Source organism: Acinetobacter sp. 1207_04, assembly GCF_052850415.1.
Genome location: NZ_VXCQ01000020.1, coordinates 26,302 through 46,243 on the forward strand (window position 1 = coordinate 26,302; position 19,942 = coordinate 46,243).

The window sequence follows — 19,942 nt, forward strand, 5'->3', positions numbered from 1 at the left end:
TCTGTTATGAGCTTATGTTCACACGAACATCATGATACTTTGCACGGCGTTCATGATCATCATAATATTGAAGCTCGCCTAGATGAAGCAGAAACCTTGTGTACAGCAACAGGCGCTCGTCTTACTCCATTACGTAAAGAAGTACTCGAGCTCATTTTAAATGCATCAGGTCCTGTCGGCGCTTATGATTTACTTGCTAAACTCAAAGGTACATCTGACCGCCCCGCTGCCCCACCGACAGTCTATCGTACTTTGGACTTCTTACTTGAAAAGGGTCTGATCCACCGTCTAACCTCCATTAATTCATATATTCCGTGTTGCCACCCCCGTGCAGGGCATCAGGCTGCATTTTTAATTTGTAGCCAATGTCATATTGTAAAAGAGGCATCTGCAAAAGGATTGATTCAAGAGTTAGATCATTTGGCGGCATCTGATCAATTCAAAGCACACCACAGTATTATTGAAATTTCTGGAATTTGTCAGCAATGCTCGAACAAGGCTTAACGCCACCTCTGGTTCAGTTGAATCAGATCAATGTCCGCATTGACGAACGTGACATCTTAAAAAATGTTGATTTTTCAATTCATGAAAATGAAATTGTCACGCTCATTGGTCCAAACGGTGCAGGTAAATCTACGCTGATTAAAGTGATTCTGGGTATTACCAAGCCCTCTTCAGGTCAAATTCAAAATAAAAAATCGCTGAAGCTGGCTTATGTGCCACAAAAATTTAATCCATCTCATAGCTTGCCGTTACGAGTAAAAGATTTACTCAATCTTGAGAAATGTGATTCTGTGATTAAAGCTGAAATCGTGCAAGATACGGGTATTGCAAAGCTACTTGAATCGAAAGTTCAGCAACTGTCAGGCGGTGAGCGCCAACGGGTTTTATTGGCTCGTGCGTTACTTCGCCAACCTCACATTCTAGTACTTGATGAGCCAATGCAAGGCTTAGACATTCAATCTGAAGCTGAGCTTTATGATTATGTACGTAGTCTGCCTGAACGTTACAATTGCTCTGTTTTAATTGTTTCCCACGATTTGCAATGGGTCATGCAAGGTACGCAACGTGTCGTGTGCTTGAACAAGCATATTTGTTGTAGTGGTCTACCTGATAGTATTCAACAACATCCCGAGTACCAAGCACTTTTTGGTACAAATCGGGCATTTTATCAACATCATCACAATCATTGTGCACATGGCGATACTGCAACACCTTGTCTGCATGACCCTCGCCCTCACATTCACCCAGAACCGGAAGCTTAATCCATGATGGAATGGTTACAACTGCTATTACCTGCATGGATTATGGGCACGTTATTGGTGTTTTTAACCGCCCCTCTCGGTTGTTTAATGTTATGGCGTAGAATGTCTTTTTTTGCAGATACCATGGCACACGGCACATTGCTCGGTGTGGCTCTGGCTGCAGTTCTAAGTCTACCGTTATGGATTGGCGTGACATTCACGGCTGTTTTACTTGTTGCCGTTTTGTGGGTGTTACATGATCCTCGTTTACCCAACGATGCATTACTTGCTCTCTGTTCAGCAACGCTACTTTGCTCAGGTTTACTGCTGATTCAACATTTACCTGCCTTACGTCCTGAATTGCTCAGCTATTTATTTGGTGACTTACTCACCATTGAATGGTCTGATTTACCTATGTTTGCTACAGTTATTGTTGTTGCACTCGCGATTTTATATAAAAATTGGCAAGCACAGATTCAAATTGCAATTGATCCCGATATTGCGGTCAGTGAAGGTGTGAATGCCAAATGGCAACGCCTTGTTTTTATGATGCTCTTGGCTTTATTTACGGTACTTGCTTTACGTGCAGTCGGTTCATTATTGATGGGTGCATTATTAGTCATTCCTGCCCTAGCCGCACGTTTACTTTCACATTCACCTAAACAAATGATGATTGGTGCGTTCATTATTGCTCAGTTCGGTATTACTGTCGGCTTATGGTCAAGTGCGGGCTTAGATACTTCTACAGGCTTAACCATTGTTTTAACCATGTCATTATTGTTTGCCATTATTTTTATTATTCAAAAATTTAAAAAAATGGCTTAAAACGATTAATCTTAGAAGTGAACGACGACATGCTTGGATTCATCAAATACGAATCGAGCATGCATTTTTCCCAAATTTCAATCTCGTCAAAAAAGCCAATAGGTCTCTTCCATAAAACAAAAAATGATCCTTTAATGTCCTGTTTTTAAATCAGAATATTTTCATGTTTTATTTATAATTTAAGAACAAGGTATATTGATATTCAAAAGCTTACAGATATTTAGGTTCAGCGATTTGGTCAACGTTTAACATCATGTTAAACAAACTAAAATACACGTTCCAGTAAAAAGGCAGACCCTATATTTTGGACTTAGAGGATCAGCTTCATCAGATAAATCTATAATTTTTAATCTTCCTGACATTCAAAATATACCGACATTTTAATGACAACACTAATTATAAAAGCACTCAAATCAACACTCAAAAACCTATAATGTTTACTGATGTACCAGACTCAATAAACCTGCCGCACAACTAAATAGCACAGCAAAAGTCCGATTCATAATTTTTTGCTGTTTTGGCGATTTCAATAAGCGTAAAACTTTCGCCGCTAAGCCTGTATAACCCGCCATGACAATCATATCAATCGTAACCATTGTTACAGCCATAATCACATACTGAATCCACTGTGGTTTCGATAAATCTAAGAATTGGGGCAAAACTGCCAATAGAAAAACTATCGCCTTCGGATTACTAATATTGACAATAAAACCATGCAAAATAATTTTAGGAATCGACTTTAATTTTTTTTCCGATTGAATATCAATAGATTGTGCTGGTGCTGCCCATTGTAAGTAAGCAAGATACAATAAGTACAAGATCCCAAACCATTTCACCACTAAAAAAGCCCATGGTGTTGTCGAAAATAAAACCCCTACCCCGGCTGCCACAATACAAATCTGAACCAAAAGTGCGATTTGCAGCCCAATGACATTCCAATACCCACGACGGAAACCATAATTTAAACCACTCGACATTGAAGCAATTGCCCCCGCACCGGGTGATACACTAATCACCCAACATGCAGCCATATATGCAAGCCAAATTTGAAACGACATAATTATTTTTCAGGAGAATACGAAACAAGCAATTATATGCCTTTATTGTGGTATTTTTCGATGAATTTGATTTAAAAAACCATCCACAAAAACTGTCTAACTTCTCCTATATCATGCACAATAGATTAAAAATATTGCTCATAAATTCAAGGACTCATTTTATATGACCGCACAATCTGTCATTTTACCCTTACCTTCAAACCATGCACGCTTTATTGTTTTAAATTTAAAAAATTTGTCGATTGAAGACCTTAAACAACAACTGAATACTCTATTTTCTACACGTGACCGCCTTATTGGACAACACCCGAGCGCAGAAGTAAAAACAGCAGTTGCTTTTGGTCCCACACTTTGGGCACAACTTCACGAACAGACTCCAACAGGTTTCAAACAACTTGATCCTGTAAATGGTGCATTTAATATGCCCGTCGTTCCTGCCGATGTCATCATTCATATTGCTTCTGCACGTGTAGATTTATGTTTTGCACTCAGCCAAGCTTTTTTTGAAGGAATTCAAGATCAAGTCGACGTTTTAGATGAACGTGTTTGCTTCCGTTATCTTGATGGACGTGATTTAACAGGTTTCATTGATGGTACTGAAAACCCACAATTCCATGATGATCGTGCTGAAACTACACTTTTAGGTGAGGATGCAGGTATTTTTGCAGATGGTTCGTTTGTTTTTGCACAACGCTATGTTCATGCTTTAGACAAATGGAAACGTTTAAAAGTAGATGCTCAAGAGCATGTGATTGGTCGTTCTAAACTTGAAAGCATTGAAATGGACGACGATGTTAAACCTGAAAATGCGCACATTGCCCGTGTTGTTATTGAAGATGAAAAAGGTGAGGAGCAAGAAATTTTACGCCATTCTTTACCCTATGGTGATGGTCAAGGTGATAAAGGACTATTCTTTATCGCATATACCAAAAATCTCAGTATTATAGATGACATGCTAAAACATATGTTTGGTACAACAGGTGACGGAGTCCATGATCGTTTGTTGCACTTCACTACAGCCGTTGATGGTGCCTATTATTTTGCTCCAAGCGAAGATTTACTGACCGAAATTCTCGGTGAAGAATAAAAAAATTTATAAAATTTCTCCCTGTCACACTATCGTCACAGGGAGTTTTTTATTTTTCACATATATCAATGCTCTTGATCAAGGCGCATTTGAATTACGAACATCCAAGGCTTTACGGCAAATTTCATCATTTGAATATGCAAAAATACGATGCTCACCACTTTCGATGAATGCTGCATCCTGCTCAAAGCCAAAAGCATTTTTTGAAATATCACAATGATACGATGATAACTGATAAGCCTTAATCACTTGGCACTTTGGCTCTTCTTCTGCCTCATCAAAACCTGACCATTGCTCAACATTCACTGTATCGCACAAGGTTTTAGAAGTACCGATTGGCTTTGACTGTTCAGTTCGAGATGCTGTTTCACTAACATTCACTTTTTGTTCATTTGATTGTTTTTGCTCAGCCCCATCACAAGCCACCAAACCCATTGCCACCATTAACACGATACTGACTGTTTTTAACATTAACCTTCCCCCCTTATTTTCAAATCATTTTTACAATGCCATTTTTATAGTATGTTTAAAATTCAAAATAAAAAAGCAGTACCTGCCGATACTGCTTTTAAAACAACATTCAAATGAACATTGAAAAGATACCTGATCCTGCTTTAGAACGGCACACGACGATAACTACGATATTCAGGTTTCCAGAAATTCTGTTCAATACTTTCCTGAATTTGCTCATCGCTGATTTGCGGAGCAACACCATCTTCAATTGCCGCTTTTGCAACTTTAAATGCAATAATACGAGAAACAGCTTGTAACTCATTTAAATCTGGTAATAAGTCCGCAGATGGATCTGTCAATTTTGGCGAACAATCTGCCAATGCTGTACTTGAAACCATCAACATTTTATCGGTTACACGAGTCGCACCTACTGCGACCACGCCCAAGCCAATACCTGGGAAAATATATGAATTATTACACTGTGAAATATTGTAGATTTGCCCATGATAAGTTACAGGCAAGAATGGACTACCTGTTGCAATGAGCGCACGACCTTCCGTCCAGTGAATAATATCTGCAGGTACAGCTTCGACTTGTGAAGTTGGATTAGATAACGGTAAAACGATTGGATTTACACAATGCGCTGCCATGGTCTTAATAATTTCTTCAGTAAATAAACCTGGCTGACCCGACACGCCAATTAACACAGTTGGTTTGGCATTTTTCACTACATCAAGCAATGAAATAATATTATCTGCACTTGCCCAACCATCAACTACACTGAGTTTCTGCACAAGACGACTTTGGAAATCGAGTAAATTTGGCTGATTTTCAGTGAGTAAACCAAAGCGATCAACCATATACACTTGTGAGCGTGCCTGTGCATCGGTTAAACCTTCCGCCACCATTTGCGCAATAATCTGCTCTGCAATACCACAACCTGCCGACCCAGCACCCAAAAAGGCAATCACTTGGTCTTTAAGCTGCTTGCCTGCTGCTCGACTTGCTGCAATCAGCGTACCAACAGAAACGGCTGCTGTACCTTGAATATCATCATTAAAACAACAGATTTTATCACGATATTTTTGCAATAAAGGCATCGCATTTTTCTGTGCAAAATCTTCAAACTGAATTAAAGCTTTTGGCCAACGGCGTTTGACAGCCTGAATGACCTCATCAACAAATGCATAATATTCATCACCACTAATACGAGGCTGAGACCAACCCATATAAATTGGGTCATTCAGCAAATGTGGGTTATTTGTACCCACATCAAGTGTGATTGGTAGTGTATATGCAGGGCTAATACCACCACACGCAGTATAAAGTGATAGTTTCCCAATTGGGATACCCATACCACCAATACCTTGATCTCCCAAACCTAAAATACGCTCACCGTCAGTGATTACAATCACTTTGACGTTTTTACGATTGACGTTATGAATAATCTCATCAATGTGTTTACGGTCAGGATAAGAAATAAAGACACCACGATGACGGCGATAAATATCTGAGAAACGCTGACAAGCCTCACCCACCGTTGGCGTGTAAATAATAGGCATCATTTCACTGAGATGATTTTCAATGAGGTGATAAAACAATGTTTCATTGGTGTCTTGAATATTACGCAAATAAATATGCTTATTGATCGCTTCATTAAATGAACAATATTGCTGATATGAACGCTGACTTTGCTCTTCAATACTTTCAATAACATGCGGAATCAAACCATGTAAGTTAAAAGAAGTGCGCTCATTTTCAGTAAAAGCTGAGCCTTTGTTGAGTAAAGGGAGTTCAAGCAAAGCATTGCCTGCATAGTGAATATACAGCGGATATCTATTTAAATTTTCAGTGGTCATTTCCATTCTCATCGACCTAAAACGCCTCTATACGTTTAGGATTTAATCCAATACAACTTTAATTTCTGACAAGCTTAAGCCTATTTTGAAGCAAATGGGTATTTAGATACGTGATAATGATATGCCATATATTTTACAGAATGATAAATCCATCATATTTTTAAAATTGTACATTTTACACTCGGTTATTTTATTTTTTAAAACATGATGCTTCTAATCACGCATATCTACAAGTATACCTGTCAATTTTCGCACCAAAGGCAAAACTATAAGAACAACAGGATAAGCCACAACCCATGAGATCAACCAAGCCGACAACCATTTCTTAAAAAAATGTCCACTTAACCCAACATTCAAGATTAGATTGATGAGTGACACCATACCACTCATCAAACATGATAAGAATAAAGGCATAATCCACATGGCATATTTTGCGGGAAGTTTTGGAATATTCCCCACAATCATTGGACGATTTTCAGACATATCACGCTCTAGCTAAATTAGATCATTTTGTACCGTATTGTATAAGATCATCAACGAATATGCTTTAACCATCACATTTATCTATCGGATAAGTTTTATTCTGTAAAATGCATTCACCTAAAGACCTCGAAATTTGCTATATTTAGCGTTTTTCTGCGACATTTATTTCTCGATAGATTATGAATACGGCCATACAAGCAGCTCTTGATCATGCAGTACAGTCCCTAAAAGCTGAAGGGACACTTCCATCTGATTGGAACAACACGAGTATCCTGACGCGAACTAAAGATCGAAGTCATGGTGACTTTGCATCCAACATTGCGATGATTGCATCTAAAGCTGCGGGTATGAAACCTCGTGATTTGGCTGATAAAATTCTCGCAAATTTGCCTGAAGTTGCTGATATTTCTAAAGCAGAAATTGCAGGTCCAGGTTTTATCAATTTCTTTTTAAATGCAGATCAACGCTTTGCTGTACTTGACCAAATTCAAATACAGAAAGATCAGTTTGGTCAAACAACCGTCAATGCAGCAAAACGCATTCAAGTTGAATTTGTATCTGCAAATCCGACTTCAAGCCTACACGTAGGACATGGTCGTGGTGCAGCATACGGTATGACGGTTGCCAACTTACTTGAAGCAACTGGTGCAACCGTTGACCGTGAGTACTATGTCAATGACGCAGGTCGTCAAATGGACATTCTTGCAACTTCAACTTATTTACGCTACCTAGAATTGACAGGTCAGGAACTCGTTTTCCCGAAAAATGCTTATCAAGGTGATTATGTTAAAGAAATCGCACAAAGCATTATTGATAAAGATGGCGATGCATATGTCCGTCCTGTGGCTGACATTTATAAAGATGTACCTGAAGATGTTCAATATGCCGCTGAGCTTGATGCTGAAGGGAATAAAGTTGTCCTTTCAGGCGACAAAGAAAAGCATATTGATGGTTTAATCCACAATGCTCAAAACCATTTAAATGCAGGTTACCGCGTTTTCCATCAAGCAGCTTTACATGCAATTTTAGATGACATTAAAGATGACCTTGGTGAATTTGGCGTAACTTTTGACAAATGGTTCAGTGAAGCATCTTTGACTGAAAAAATTGATGAAGCATTACAAACGCTTGATCAACGTGGCTTCCTATATGAAAAAGATGGCAACATTTGGTTTAAATCGACTGAATTTGGTGATGAAAAAGACCGTGTAGTGAAACGTCGTAATGGTCAAACCACTTATTTTGCCTCTGACATTGCATACCATTTAAATAAATTACAACGTGGCTATACCGATATCATTGATATTTGGGGTTCAGATCACCACGGTTATATTGCTCGTGTAAAAGCAGCAATTGATGCGATGGGTTATGACTCTAAAAAATTAACGGTATTGTTAGTTCAGTTTGTGAGCTTGTGGCGCAGTGGCGTGATGGTGCAAATGTCATCTCGTTCAGGTCAATTTGTGACTTTACGTGATTTACGCAAAGAAGTGGGTATTGATGCCGCACGTTTTTACTATGTAATGCGTAAATCTGAACAACACATTGACTTTGACTTAGACCTTGCTGTGTCACAAAGCAAAGATAATGCCGTGTATTACATTCAATATGCGCATGCACGTATTCAACGTATTTTGCAAAAAGCACAAGCTTCAAATCTTGAGCTAAATGTTGCTACTGCTCGTGAACACGCAAACTTATTAACTTTAGACACTGAAACTGAAATTTTAGCGAAGCTTGCTGCTTATCCTGAAGTTTTAGTTCGTGCTGCCAATAGTTATGAACCACATCAAATTGGTAATTACCTGAAAGAATTGGCTGCCCTGTTCCATGGTTGGTATGCGCAAGATGGTATCAAATTCATTGATGATCAAAATGTTACATTATCACAAGCACGTTTACTGTTATCATTAAACGTACAGCAAGTGCTTCGAAATGGTTTAACATTGCTTGGCGTATCTGCTCCTGAAAGCATGTAAGCAAAGTACTCTTTGATACATCAGTAATACAATAAATCGTTACTTTACATCGGGCTAAAGCAAAATTATGCTTAAACCCGATGTTTAAAAATAATTAGAGGTTCCTCGTGTTTGGAAAAACGCAACGCGGTGTATCAGAAAGACCGAATAAACCGAAAAAGCCACTCATACCAAAATGGTTAGGCATGCTCGTGGTCATTTTAATCGTGTTAAGTTTTGCAGTGGCATTGCTCCTGTGGAAACCTTGGGCACCTGTACAACCACGCAACAATACAGTGACGTCACCGCATTATCAGGAAGATACCAATAAAGACTACCGTTTTTATGACCTACTTCCGCAGCAACAAGTCACGCCTATTCCTGAACAAGCTGTGCCTGAAACTAAAACACAGCAACAGCCTTTAATTATTGAAGCTCCAGCAAAAACTGAAGAGGTCAATACGAGTGTAGATGCGAATGAGCAAGCGCCTGTAGTCCAACAACCTGAATTTATTTTACAGGTGAAAAGCTATGATGATCCTGATGCTGCCGATGCTCGCCGTGCTGAAATTATTTTGAATGGTCTTTCAGCCGATGTTGTACAAAGTTCTGAAGGAAATAAGGTTTGGTATCGTGTGATTTCAGGACCATATGCTTCTGAAAATGCAGCGGTGATGGCACAACAAACTTTGCAACATAGCGGTATCGACTCGATTGTGGTGAAACGCTAATCTTGCTTAATACAGACCTTAAATAAAAAAAGATGCCTCGGCATCTTTTTTTATTGCACTTTATTCTTCGATTGACATAATTTTTTCAATAAATGCCTGAAGTAAAAATGCTACTTGATCAGCATGTAGCTGTGCCAAATCATGTTGCCCTTGTTGAATTACATGAAGTTCAGACAAAATGATTTTTCCATGTAAGTACTGTCCAATCGCGACAGGACTAATGGGATCGGCATCCCCCCAAATCAACAATACAGGACATTCAATTTTATACAGCAAATTATCCAAATAAACCTGAGGCTGTACAAACCAATCAGGTACATCAAATGTCTGTTGATAGTCCTGTCGCCAATCGGCAACATTAAAAGAGCTTAAATCAACTCCGCCCGATGTCGCAACTAAAACTAAAGCATCAACAAGGTCGGGCTTTTGCAAAGCAGCTTGAACAGCAAATATGCCACCCATTGACTGTGCAACAATGATCGAAGGCTGTGATATTTGATCTAGGACATAGCGCTGTAAATCTAAAAAATTATTTACATCGGCATGATCGCCATAACCACCAAAACTCGGGTAAGCAATAACGGTTTTGCCATCTTGTTCAGGTAATAAATCCATTAGCGGTTGCCAAAATTCAGTATTACCCGATGCACCCGGTAAAAAAATCATATTCATTTAGATCTAAAAACCACTTTTGGCTTTGGCTTTTTGAAAGGCTGGACGTTGCTGTATTCTTTCAGCATAGGCAACAATTTGTGGCTTATTTCCTTTAATTCGCTCTTGCATCGCAACCACAGGGAAACTCAGTTGAATATCTGCAAAGGAAAATTGCCCTGCTGCATATTCATTTTTGGAAAAATAATCTTCGAGAAAAGCTGTATGTTCTTTTAATCGTGGATTGATAAAACCACCTTTCACTCCATCTGAAATTTTCTTTGCAATAGGTCGAATAATAAAAGGAACATGCTTTGGCATATTGGTCATCACTAGCGTCATGACCAAATAAGGCATGAGTGAACCCTCTGCATAATGCATCCAATAATTGTATTGCATTAAATCTTTAGGATTTTGAGGTTTAAATTTATTGTCTTTGTCGTAAGTAGCCTGTAAATATTCGAGGATTACGGCAGATTCAGCAATCGTCAGATCACCATCGGTCAATACAGGTGATTTACCTAGAGGATGAATAGCTTTTAACTCAGGCGGTGCAGCAAAAGTGGGTAAACGTTTGTAGTGCTTAATTTGATATTCCACACCCAACTCTTCTAACGCCCAAATAATACGGAGTGAGCGTGACTGTTCTAGATGATGTAGTGTAATCATTATTGTGATCTCTTTAGGTTTCTTTCAATATAACCTAAAGAGATTAAAAAATGACACCCTGTTTTGTACAAAATGGCATCTATATTTTTCAAATTTATTCATTAATCAATTGCTTAAACAATAGATGTATTGATTTCAACACTACGCAATAAAGTCTTGGTGACAGGCGTTTTTTGACAAACCGCCAGGATTTTTGCACTCAGCTCTTCATCCAAAGGACTGACAAAAGACAAACGGCGTTCAATCCATTCCTTGCCTTCTTTGTTGGCTTTAAAATTTGCTTCTACCGTAAACTCGCCCAAATCAAAACCTTTATGTTCTGCATACATACGCAAGGTGATCATGGTGCATGAAATTAGACCTGAACAAATAAAGTCATACGGTGCAGGACCTTTGTCTTGACCACCAAACGATTCAGGTTTATCTGTAATAAATTGATGTTTATGACTGATGATTTCACCTGCCCATGGTTCAGGCAAGCTTTTTACTTTTGCAGTGGCAATTGTACCCATGATCATTATCCTTTATTTTTAATTATTCAAAATCAGTGGCTTTAAATTCCAAATAAAGCCACTAACTTTTAAAATATAACTTATTGAAATATAAATTATTAATACATAACCGAGTTATTTTGATGGGCGCATACTATCTGGGAATACTGGTGCTTTTAAGCTTTCACCTATATAACTTGGAATACTGCCAAAACGAGGATCTTTATTGATCCATTGTTCACGGGCAATACGTAATTCTTCTTGGGTACGACCCACAAAGTTCCACCACAGTAAAATTGGTGATTCAAATGGTTCACCACCGAGCAATAAGATGCGACCGCCTGCATGAATTTCAATATCAAGTTCAGTCAAACCTGGCTCAAGAACAACAAGATTATCTTGGTCAAGTTCATGACCATTCACCACTGCTGTACCTTCCAATGCCATAAATGCATATTCAAATTTCGGATTTAAACTTAAACGTGTTTTTGTTTTCTCCTTCGCCGTTAAGTCCACACCTAAAAGTTCTGTATGTACTTTTACAGGTGATGTCGTATTTAAAAACTCACCGACAAGAATGGTAAATTCAACGCCATCTTTTTCTACTACAGGCAATTCTGGATAGTGATCAAACTGCGGTGCCATATTAATTTTGGCATCTGGCAATGCAATCCAAAGCTGTGCAGCATGCATTTTAGTTTCAGTTACAGGTGCGACTTCGGTATGCGAAATACCATGACCTGCCGTCATTAAGTTAACTTGTTTTGGACGAATCAGCTGATCTACTGTTCCAAGACTGTCGCTATGCAACATCGTGCCTTCAATCATCCATGTAAAGGTTTGCAAACCAATATGCGGATGTGGTCCAACATCAAGCCCTTCACCTTGTTTAAAATGAACTGGACCCGCATGGTCTAGAAAGCACCATGCGCCAATCATGCGTTTTTCACGGCTTGGTAGTGCACGTTTAATGACTGTGCCTTTGCCAATTTCCGCAGAACGAATTTGAAAGTCTTGAATAAATTTATTCACGTACTTTTCACAGTCATCCGAATGGGAAATTTCAGTGTCATGGGTATTGGTCATATTATTATCCTAAAGTTGTTCACGAGCTCAGGATGTTGAGGCGAGCAACATCCTATTTCACTTCATCTTAGCGGTTCAGCCTGCATTGTCCTACTCGTATGTTAATACGATGAAACCCGTTTATAGGACAATAACAGTTTTGTTTTTATTGTAAATCGTTTGAACTATGTCCAGTTTTGATTTGCAGGGTTTCTTTGGTTTAACTTTGCTTTTTAAAAAAATCGTCCTAAAAAAGCTAATCAAAAACAGAACCCATCCATTATTTTTAACAATATTCGTAAAACCTAACATCAAATGCTGCAAATTACTTTAATATAGCTTACTATCAGAAAATTTATTTTTTACCTTACATCGTGAGACCATTAATGCAAGCTCAGCCTCAGCTAGTCAATGTTCAATTTGCTGAACAGGCTAATACTCAATTTAAATTCATTGACCTCTTTGCAGGCGTAGGTGGATTTAGAATGGCTTTGCAAAATTTAAAAGGTAGCTGTGTTTTTAGTAGTGAATGGAATAAAAATGCTCAAGAGACATACTTTCAAAATTATGGTGAAAAACCAGATGGCGATATCACATTAAATGACACTAAAGAAAAAATCCCTCAAAATTTTGATATTTTATGTGGTGGCTTTCCTTGCCAAGCCTTTTCTATTGCGGGTAATCAAAAAGGTTTTAATGAAACACGTGGGACATTATTTTTCGATATTGTAGATATTGCAGAAAGACACCAACCTCGTGTAATTTTTTTAGAAAATGTAAAAAATTTAATTTCTCACGATAAAGGCAATACATTTGAAGTCATTAAAAATACGTTAAAAGAGCTTGGTTATGCAGTCTATTTTCAAGTTTTAAATAGTATGACTCATGCCAATGTACCGCAAAACCGTGAACGTATTTTTATTGTAGCGTTTAATGAAGCACTTGTTCCTAATCATGCCGAGTTTCAATTTCCTGAAGCAATTCCACTGACGAAAACCATTCATGATTTTCTAGAAACAGAAAAAGTTGATCAGAAGTATTATTACAAACCTGATCACATGTATTATCCTACATTGAAAGAAAGTATGACTTCTCGTGATACTTTATATCAGTGGCGTCGTGTCTATGTTCGTGAAAATAAGAGTAATGTTTGCCCAACTTTAACAGCAAATATGGGTGCAGGTGGTCATAATGTGCCGTTATTGGTTGATGATTTTGGGATCCGTAAACTTACCCCGAAAGAGTGTTTTGCTTTTCAAGGCTACCCTGTAGATAAAATGGTTTTTCCTGAAAAAATGGCAAATAGTGCTTTATATATGCAGGCAGGTAACTCTGTCACTATGCCATTGATTCAACGAATTGGGGAAAAGATTTTGGAAGTCCTTAATTCATAATGTTCATTTAATACATGATTCTTGAATTTTCAGGAATCATGTATAAATTTTGATATCTTTATTTTATAAAAATTATTATATTTCAAACAGTATAAGCATTTATTTGGAATAAAAGTAATGTGGTCAGAACTTTCAATTGAAAAAAAAGAAAAATATAAATTATTAATTACAAACTTTGCTAGTTTAAGCAGAGTATTTTCGCAAAAATCATCTGAATCAAACGACAATGATATTACTCCTATCATCAATTCCAAATTTCAAGAAACAGCATTTCAGAAAGCTTTTGATGCCTTAAGCGAAGACATAGCAAATACATCTTTCGATGCTTCTATTAAATTAGATAATGATAAAAAATATTTAATAGGTATCAAATCTTTTGGCTATACAACGGGATATCAAAAAATTGCCCAATTTAAAAGTGATAGTGCATATGATGATTGGTCAACTTTACTCTCTAATATTAAAATGAATGTCAAAAACCTAGAACACAATGAAGCAAATAAATTAAATAAAGATTTATACAAAAATTTAGCTACCAAAGTAGCAAATTTAAGAAATGCTCGAATTGCTTCATCTAAAGCACAAATTAAAGGATTTAACGGTGCTGGGGTTAATATCGATAGTATTTATCATGTTTTAATGCCATTCAAAAATAAAAATCAACCTCAAATTTTAGTAGGACAGATATCTTATTTACCGATTGATATTAACCATATCAAAATTATTAAAAATGAAAAAAATAATAGGCACCCTCAAAATTTTGAATTTACTGATGGTCAACATAACTATCGATATACTTCATCAGATAGTCAACTACTTATGGATTTCAAAAACAAAGAAATTGTACTAGAAACATGGGATATAAATTATCATGACGATCCTTTCTATTTTTTTGAAAATTTACATCTTTTTAATATTTTACAAGGTAATAAAACTGCTTCTATTCAAATAAAAAGTAATGACACTACTATAATAGATTCAGTATGTTGGATGATACCTAATAAGTTAGGAAAATTAGAAGAAAGTTCAGGATATAATGCTTTTGATGGATCGACAAAACTTGGAAAAGAAGACAGAAAAGTAAGTATTACTCAAATTCAAACTAAATATAAAAATAAAATTTCAACACAAGAATTAGATTTTACTGTGAATCAACTTAAATCAATTTTGTTAAAGGATTGGAGAGGTAAATCTAAAATTAAAGAGCGTAAAGAGCTAAGAACCAATTTAATAACATTTATTCGACAAATAAAAAATAAGGAATTATTAGAGGATATCGAAAATTTAGTTTTTCGGTCTTCAACAGAAATGTATATCCCTATCCCAGACTCAAAACAATTCCACACACAAAAACCAAATTTTTTTGGAAAAGACATTGGTACTTTTCTCAGTGATGGCAAAACATTAGCATTACCAACTACAACAGAACGTAAGTTTAAACTTGAATTTATTCCTTCAGGGAATGTGATAGAAGCTTATATTAATCAAGAAGCAGGAAAATCGATTCAGTCAATTACCAATCAAGATATTTTAGGGAAATGGATCTTATGGGAAGTTTTTCAATTAAAAGAAAGAGAATTATTAACCTTAGATAAGTTAAATGATATTGGTATAAATGGAATTAGATTAACTAAATTTAAAGATGAAACGAGAGGAATTGGTCTAGAATTTATTTGGATAGATGAAGAAAATCCCCCTCAAGATGCAATCGGATGGGTAGCTAAAAATAAAAAAGACGCCTAAGCGTCTTTTTTATTTTGGTAATTTCCTGCGGAAATTACTCCCATTCAATTGTAGCTGGTGGCTTAGAAGACACGTCATAAACAACACGTGAAACATCAGCAATTTCATTCATGATACGAGTAGAAATCTTGTCTACTAAGTCGTATGGAAGATGAGCAAAACGAGCTGTCATAAAGTCAACAGTTTCAACAGCACGAAGCGCAATGACCCATGCATAACGGCGACCATCACCTACAACACCAACTGATTTAACAGGTTGGAATACAGCAAATGCTTGTGCAGTTTTGTCATACCAACCGCTTGCACGAAGTTCTTGCATGAAAATGTCATCGGCTAAACGTAAAATATCAGCATATTCTTTTTTCACTTCACCCAAAATACGCACACCCAAACCTGGACCTGGGAATGGATGACGATAAAGCATTTCGAAAGGAAGACCTAAAGTTGTCCCTAAACGGCGAACTTCATCTTTAAACAAGTCACGAATTGGCTCAACCAATTCAAATGCTAAATCTTCTGGTAAACCACCCACGTTATGGTGCGACTTAATCACATGTGCTTTACCATTTTTGGTTGCAGCAGATTCGATTACGTCAGGGTAAATTGTCCCTTGTGCAAGGAAGTTTACACCATCAAGCTTACGTGCTTCTTCAGCAAATACATTGATGAATTCACGACCAATAATTTTACGTTTCGCTTCAGGATCAACTTCACCTTTAAGCGCAGTTAAGAAACGGTTTTCAGCATCGGCACGAATCACACGGATACCCATGTTCTTCGCAAACATATCCATCACTTGCTCGCCTTCGTTCAAACGAAGTAAACCATTATCTACAAATACACATGTCAATTGATCGCCAATTGCACGGTGTAAAAGCGCAGCAACAACAGATGAATCTACGCCACCTGAAAGACCTAAAAGAACTTTTTGATCACCAATTTGTTGACGTAATTGCTCAACACGTAAATCAATGATGTTTTCAGAGTTCCAAAGGTTACGACATCCACAAATGCTGTGAACGAAGTTAGAAATGATTTGCTCACCTTTTGCAGTATGAGTCACTTCAGGGTGGAACTGAATACCATAGAAACGACGTTCTTCATCAGAAACCATTGCAAATGGGCAGCTTGGCGTACTTGCAGTTACTTGGAAACCTGCTGGAATTGCAGTGACTTTGTCACCGTGGCTCATCCACACTTTTAATTGGTCTTTACCATCTTCAAGATCGCCAATCAGTTTGTCACGCACTTGAATGTCGACTTCGGCATAACCAAATTCATGAACATCACCTGGTTCTACTTTACCACCAAGTTGTTCTGACATGGTTTGCAAACCATAGCAAATACCCAATACAGGTACGCCTAAGTTGAACACAACTTCAGGAGCACGTGGACTACCAGCTTCATAAACACTTTCTGGACCACCTGAAAGGATAATCCCGTTTGGGTTAAATGCACGAATGTCATCTTCTGACATATCGAATGCGTACATTTCTGAATATACACCCGCTTCACGAACACGGCGTGCAATCAGCTGGCTATATTGAGAACCGAAATCCAAAATCAGGATACGATCTTCAGTAATTTGAGTATTGGTCGTCATGGCTATACAACTATGCAGGCAAATGGATTTAAGCGCCATATTCTAGCATTTTTCAGTGCAAGACGCACTGTATTCATCACTCTTGTATTTTGTAAGAAAAAGATGATTTATTTCAAGTAAATAAAAGCGCTAAATTGCGCTTTTATTTACTGACTTATTTTACAAATTATTTCTCAATTGCATGATCAATACTGAACTTACCCGCACCATACAGCATCAAGTAAAACAAACCACCTGCCATTGCTATATTTTTCATAAAGTTAGTGGCATCATCTGCACCACCATGAAATAAAAATGCCGTGATAATACTAAAAATACCTAAACCCAATGCGGCAAAACGCGCTTGAAAACCGAAAAGCAATGCCAAACCACCGCCTAGCTCAACAAAAATAGTCAATGGTAACATTGCACCTGGAACACCCATCGCTTCCATATACCCAACAGTTGCACTATATGCTGTAAGCTTGCCGTAGCCAGCAACAATAAAAATGTACGCCATAAGAATACGTGCAAGTAATGCCAAGACGGCTTGAGCAGTCGGTTGATTGACTATATTTTTAACAACAACATTGGGATTAAACATGGTAAAACTCTTTTCATTATTTAAGAATTGAAGCTATTTTAATCTGATTAGAAAATGAATAAATATATGAAATTAGTATCCATCGTATTAAATATGCAACGATATCGACGGAATTTATTTAGTTTTTCATACTGACTTTCCCTGCTCATACTGCTAGGCTTTGTGCACAATTTCACATAGTTTTAGTCCCATGGATTTAATTGATTTTATCTTACACGTAGACGAACACCTTTTTGAATTTATTAAAAATTATGGCGTATGGATCTACGGCATTTTATTTTTAATTATTTTTGTGGAAACAGGTTTAGTGGTGATGCCATTTTTACCTGGCGATAGCCTATTATTTGCTGCGGGTGCATTAGCAGCCTCTACAGGTGCAATGGATCCTGTCGTTTTAATCATTTTATTGTTTATCGCCGCTGTTTTAGGTGACACGCTAAACTATCACATTGGTAAATATATTGGTCCGCGTGTGTTTGAAATCGAATCCCGATGGATTAACAAGCAACATTTAATTAAAACATCTGAATTTTTTGAACGCCACGGTGGTAAAACCATTATATTTGCTCGCTTTATTCCTTTTGCTCGTACCTTTGCACCTTTTGTCGCTGGTGCAGGCAGCATGAATTATAAATTTTTCCTCACCTTTAATGTTATTGGTGCCATTTGTTGGGTCGGTTCTTTTATTACTTTGGGTTATTTATTTGGCAATATGCCAATTGTTAAAGATAATTTTACTCATTTGATTTTTGGTATTATTTTCTTGAGCATTTTACCGGGCATTATTGGCTATATTCGTCATAAATTTTTTGCTAAAAAAGAAGCTTAAAATCCTTTAAGTTTACTTAAGCCATAAAAATACGATACACCACAGGCAACATACAAATCATCAATAGCAACGCCGACCCTTTATATATTTGGTCGGTGCTTATTTGCTTTAATTTTCCTGCCAATAATTCTCGTCCAAAATACATCCAGAACAATGCGCAAGGCAAAAGGCTTAAACAAACAATCCCCATAATAAAGACGTAACTCCCCAAAGAATCCCATGTTTCCACAGGAAGTACACCAACCGTCAATAAAATAACTTTTGGATTTTTAAGGGTATGAATAAAAACTTTACTTGGCTTGAACAATAAATTGAGCTGACTTTGTTTTCTTAACTGTGATGATTTCCATAAATGGAATGCTAGCCACATCACGTAAATTGCACTCATAAAATGTAGCCAATGCATCAAATTTGGCCACACAGGCATACTCAAATGAATCAACAATGCCCACATGGCTATGCCATACAAATAACCCAAAATTTCAGCCGGAATTAAATGAATGGTTTTAGCAATACCTTGATGATATGCAGAACTGGCAAGTAAAGCATTTGCTGGTCCTGGAATCAGTAGAACGGCAAATAACGCGACAACAAAGAACCAACTTTCGATCATAAAGCGTGCAAAAATATTTAAAGCGAGGCACACCTTAAACGAAATACGGTAAAAAAAACAAGGAAAATACCCAATTTAAAATGGGTTACACTCTCATCAAATATAAAATTATTATTTTAATATACTGATTTTTAATCAATAAATTTTGAAACATTTCCATTGTTAAGCAGACTCTTAATCTTTCACTAAAAGTCTGCCTATCAATTATTTTTTCACTTCTTGGCGTTTGGGAATATAAGGACAGTTTTTAAATTGAGCAGCTTGTGATAGTGCATCTTGCTCACCATACAAACGACCCAATTCGGTTTTTTTGGTATTGCTAGACTGCCCCATATTCACTGAAATAGATGGACCAAAGCCCCAACCACCATGACTTCCCCATCCACCACCTAAACCAAGACCAACACCCATACCTTTACTTTTCGGTGGCTGTACACCATTGTTAATATATTGCTGAATACGATCGAATTCCTGTGCCAATTGTGCACAATTCATCGCTTGATATTGAGTAGGAGAAACATAAGTCGGTTTAACCGTTGTCGCACAGCCTGTCATCAATACCGCTGAAAGAGCCAATAGACTCCAGTTGATGGTTTTCATTGC

At 37.2% G+C, this 19,942-nt stretch carries 21 protein-coding genes; 9 read left to right on the forward strand and 12 right to left on the reverse strand.

Features of this window, described 5'->3' with window-relative positions:
* Nucleotides 1-6: 6 nt before the first annotated feature.
* Genes FW754_RS14980 through znuB form a run of 3 tightly spaced genes read left to right on the forward strand, consistent with a single transcriptional unit; the run spans nt 7 to nt 2,069 of the window.
* Nucleotides 7-504: a transcriptional repressor gene (locus FW754_RS14980; protein ID WP_409512555.1), complete on the forward strand. Its 498-nt coding sequence runs from the start codon at nt 7-9 to the stop codon at nt 502-504.
* Nucleotides 486-1,265 carry a zinc ABC transporter ATP-binding protein ZnuC gene (gene znuC, locus FW754_RS14985; protein WP_409512556.1) on the forward strand — a complete coding sequence of 260 codons (780 nt, stop codon included), beginning with the start codon at nt 486-488 and terminating at the stop codon, nt 1,263-1,265. The genes FW754_RS14980 and znuC overlap by 19 nt, the downstream gene beginning before the upstream one ends.
* Before the next feature lie 3 nt (nt 1,266-1,268).
* A complete protein-coding gene (gene znuB, locus FW754_RS14990; RefSeq protein WP_409512557.1) occupies nt 1,269-2,069 on the forward strand; it encodes a zinc ABC transporter permease subunit ZnuB in 801 nt (266 codons plus the stop codon).
* 437 nt (nt 2,070-2,506) lie between these two features.
* On the opposite strand, the gene FW754_RS14995 is transcribed toward znuB, so the two are convergent.
* Nucleotides 2,507-3,127, reverse strand: a complete 621-nt coding sequence (locus tag FW754_RS14995; RefSeq protein WP_446325085.1) for a LysE family transporter — start codon at nt 3,125-3,127, stop codon at nt 2,507-2,509.
* Between the two features lie 163 nt (nt 3,128-3,290).
* Between FW754_RS14995 and FW754_RS15000 the strand changes: the two genes are divergently transcribed.
* Nucleotides 3,291-4,214 (forward strand): Dyp-type peroxidase, encoded by a 924-nt coding sequence (locus FW754_RS15000; protein ID WP_446325086.1) that lies wholly within the window; start codon nt 3,291-3,293, stop codon nt 4,212-4,214.
* A gap of 78 nt (nt 4,215-4,292) precedes the next feature.
* On the opposite strand, the gene FW754_RS15005 is transcribed toward FW754_RS15000, so the two are convergent.
* The 3 genes from FW754_RS15005 to FW754_RS15015 all read right to left on the reverse strand — a co-directional run bounded on the left by FW754_RS15005 (nt 4,293) and on the right by FW754_RS15015 (nt 7,009).
* Nucleotides 4,293-4,685: a hypothetical protein gene (locus FW754_RS15005; RefSeq protein WP_446325087.1), complete on the reverse strand. Its 393-nt coding sequence runs from the start codon at nt 4,683-4,685 to the stop codon at nt 4,293-4,295.
* Nucleotides 4,686-4,828: 143 nt separating this feature from the next.
* The gene (locus FW754_RS15010; protein ID WP_446325088.1) at nt 4,829-6,526 is read right to left on the reverse strand and encodes an NAD-dependent malic enzyme; all 1,698 of its coding nucleotides are present in this window, start codon (nt 6,524-6,526) and stop codon (nt 4,829-4,831) included.
* Nucleotides 6,527-6,739: 213 nt separating this feature from the next.
* Nucleotides 6,740-7,009 carry a DUF2798 domain-containing protein gene (locus tag FW754_RS15015; RefSeq protein ID WP_409512562.1) on the reverse strand — a complete coding sequence of 90 codons (270 nt, stop codon included), beginning with the start codon at nt 7,007-7,009 and terminating at the stop codon, nt 6,740-6,742.
* A gap of 179 nt (nt 7,010-7,188) precedes the next feature.
* Between FW754_RS15015 and argS the strand changes: the two genes are divergently transcribed.
* Entirely contained in the window at nt 7,189-8,988 is a 1,800-nt protein-coding gene (argS, locus tag FW754_RS15020; RefSeq protein WP_446325089.1) for an arginine--tRNA ligase, read from the forward strand.
* 107 nt (nt 8,989-9,095) lie between these two features.
* A complete protein-coding gene (locus FW754_RS15025; protein ID WP_409512564.1) occupies nt 9,096-9,698 on the forward strand; it encodes an SPOR domain-containing protein in 603 nt (200 codons plus the stop codon).
* 60 nt (nt 9,699-9,758) lie between these two features.
* On the opposite strand, the gene FW754_RS15030 is transcribed toward FW754_RS15025, so the two are convergent.
* The 4 genes from FW754_RS15030 to FW754_RS15045 form a co-directional block, all read right to left on the reverse strand.
* Nucleotides 9,759-10,370, reverse strand: coding sequence for an alpha/beta fold hydrolase (locus FW754_RS15030; protein ID WP_446325090.1), 612 nt, complete (start codon nt 10,368-10,370; stop codon nt 9,759-9,761).
* 6 nt (nt 10,371-10,376) lie between these two features.
* The gene (locus tag FW754_RS15035) at nt 10,377-11,018 is read right to left on the reverse strand and encodes a glutathione S-transferase family protein (protein WP_446325091.1); all 642 of its coding nucleotides are present in this window, start codon (nt 11,016-11,018) and stop codon (nt 10,377-10,379) included.
* A gap of 113 nt (nt 11,019-11,131) precedes the next feature.
* Nucleotides 11,132-11,530, reverse strand: a complete 399-nt coding sequence (locus FW754_RS15040) for an OsmC family protein (RefSeq protein WP_446325092.1) — start codon at nt 11,528-11,530, stop codon at nt 11,132-11,134.
* A gap of 114 nt (nt 11,531-11,644) precedes the next feature.
* A complete protein-coding gene (locus tag FW754_RS15045; protein WP_446325093.1) occupies nt 11,645-12,595 on the reverse strand; it encodes a pirin family protein in 951 nt (316 codons plus the stop codon).
* 365 nt (nt 12,596-12,960) lie between these two features.
* Here FW754_RS15045 and dcm point away from each other — a divergent pair, with 365 nt between their 5' ends.
* Nucleotides 12,961-13,968 (forward strand): DNA (cytosine-5-)-methyltransferase, encoded by a 1,008-nt coding sequence (gene dcm / locus FW754_RS15050; RefSeq protein ID WP_446325094.1) that lies wholly within the window; start codon nt 12,961-12,963, stop codon nt 13,966-13,968.
* 117 nt (nt 13,969-14,085) lie between these two features.
* Entirely contained in the window at nt 14,086-15,711 is a 1,626-nt protein-coding gene (locus FW754_RS15055) for a hypothetical protein (RefSeq protein WP_446325095.1), read from the forward strand.
* Nucleotides 15,712-15,745: 34 nt separating this feature from the next.
* Here the strand turns inward: FW754_RS15055 and guaA are convergent, their stop codons facing one another.
* Together guaA and FW754_RS15065 are read right to left on the reverse strand one after the other, a co-directional pair.
* Complete coding sequence (gene guaA / locus FW754_RS15060) at nt 15,746-17,314, reverse strand: glutamine-hydrolyzing GMP synthase (protein ID WP_409512572.1); 1,569 nt, start codon at nt 17,312-17,314, stop codon at nt 15,746-15,748.
* A gap of 166 nt (nt 17,315-17,480) precedes the next feature.
* Nucleotides 17,481-17,897: a DoxX family protein gene (locus tag FW754_RS15065; RefSeq protein ID WP_409512573.1), complete on the reverse strand. Its 417-nt coding sequence runs from the start codon at nt 17,895-17,897 to the stop codon at nt 17,481-17,483.
* Nucleotides 17,898-18,087: 190 nt separating this feature from the next.
* Between FW754_RS15065 and FW754_RS15070 the strand changes: the two genes are divergently transcribed.
* Nucleotides 18,088-18,726 carry a DedA family protein gene (locus FW754_RS15070; protein ID WP_409512574.1) on the forward strand — a complete coding sequence of 213 codons (639 nt, stop codon included), beginning with the start codon at nt 18,088-18,090 and terminating at the stop codon, nt 18,724-18,726.
* Between the two features lie 16 nt (nt 18,727-18,742).
* Here the strand turns inward: FW754_RS15070 and FW754_RS15075 are convergent, their stop codons facing one another.
* The gene (locus FW754_RS15075) at nt 18,743-19,339 is read right to left on the reverse strand and encodes a LysE family translocator (protein ID WP_446325096.1); all 597 of its coding nucleotides are present in this window, start codon (nt 19,337-19,339) and stop codon (nt 18,743-18,745) included.
* 204 nt (nt 19,340-19,543) lie between these two features.
* Nucleotides 19,544-19,939, reverse strand: coding sequence for a hypothetical protein (locus tag FW754_RS15080; RefSeq protein WP_409512576.1), 396 nt, complete (start codon nt 19,937-19,939; stop codon nt 19,544-19,546).
* Between the last annotated feature and the right edge of the window lie 3 nt (nt 19,940-19,942).

Coding starts and splice junctions, on each gene's coding strand:
- FW754_RS14980 (WP_409512555.1), top strand. CDS start 7: ATGAGCTTATGTTCACACGAACATCATGATACTTTGCACGGCGTTCAT.
- znuC (WP_409512556.1), top strand. CDS start 486: ATGCTCGAACAAGGCTTAACGCCACCTCTGGTTCAGTTGAATCAGATC.
- znuB (WP_409512557.1), top strand. CDS start 1,269: ATGATGGAATGGTTACAACTGCTATTACCTGCATGGATTATGGGCACG.
- FW754_RS14995 (WP_446325085.1), bottom strand. CDS start 3,127: ATGTCGTTTCAAATTTGGCTTGCATATATGGCTGCATGTTGGGTGATT.
- FW754_RS15000 (WP_446325086.1), top strand. CDS start 3,291: ATGACCGCACAATCTGTCATTTTACCCTTACCTTCAAACCATGCACGC.
- FW754_RS15005 (WP_446325087.1), bottom strand. CDS start 4,685: ATGTTAAAAACAGTCAGTATCGTGTTAATGGTGGCAATGGGTTTGGTG.
- FW754_RS15010 (WP_446325088.1), bottom strand. CDS start 6,526: ATGACCACTGAAAATTTAAATAGATATCCGCTGTATATTCACTATGCA.
- FW754_RS15015 (WP_409512562.1), bottom strand. CDS start 7,009: ATGTCTGAAAATCGTCCAATGATTGTGGGGAATATTCCAAAACTTCCC.
- argS (WP_446325089.1), top strand. CDS start 7,189: ATGAATACGGCCATACAAGCAGCTCTTGATCATGCAGTACAGTCCCTA.
- FW754_RS15030 (WP_446325090.1), bottom strand. CDS start 10,370: ATGAATATGATTTTTTTACCGGGTGCATCGGGTAATACTGAATTTTGG.
- FW754_RS15035 (WP_446325091.1), bottom strand. CDS start 11,018: ATGATTACACTACATCATCTAGAACAGTCACGCTCACTCCGTATTATT.
- FW754_RS15040 (WP_446325092.1), bottom strand. CDS start 11,530: ATGGGTACAATTGCCACTGCAAAAGTAAAAAGCTTGCCTGAACCATGG.
- FW754_RS15045 (WP_446325093.1), bottom strand. CDS start 12,595: ATGACCAATACCCATGACACTGAAATTTCCCATTCGGATGACTGTGAA.
- dcm (WP_446325094.1), top strand. CDS start 12,961: ATGCAAGCTCAGCCTCAGCTAGTCAATGTTCAATTTGCTGAACAGGCT.
- FW754_RS15055 (WP_446325095.1), top strand. CDS start 14,086: ATGTGGTCAGAACTTTCAATTGAAAAAAAAGAAAAATATAAATTATTA.
- guaA (WP_409512572.1), bottom strand. CDS start 17,314: ATGACGACCAATACTCAAATTACTGAAGATCGTATCCTGATTTTGGAT.
- FW754_RS15065 (WP_409512573.1), bottom strand. CDS start 17,897: ATGTTTAATCCCAATGTTGTTGTTAAAAATATAGTCAATCAACCGACT.
- FW754_RS15070 (WP_409512574.1), top strand. CDS start 18,088: ATGGATTTAATTGATTTTATCTTACACGTAGACGAACACCTTTTTGAA.
- FW754_RS15075 (WP_446325096.1), bottom strand. CDS start 19,339: ATGATCGAAAGTTGGTTCTTTGTTGTCGCGTTATTTGCCGTTCTACTG.
- FW754_RS15080 (WP_409512576.1), bottom strand. CDS start 19,939: ATGAAAACCATCAACTGGAGTCTATTGGCTCTTTCAGCGGTATTGATG.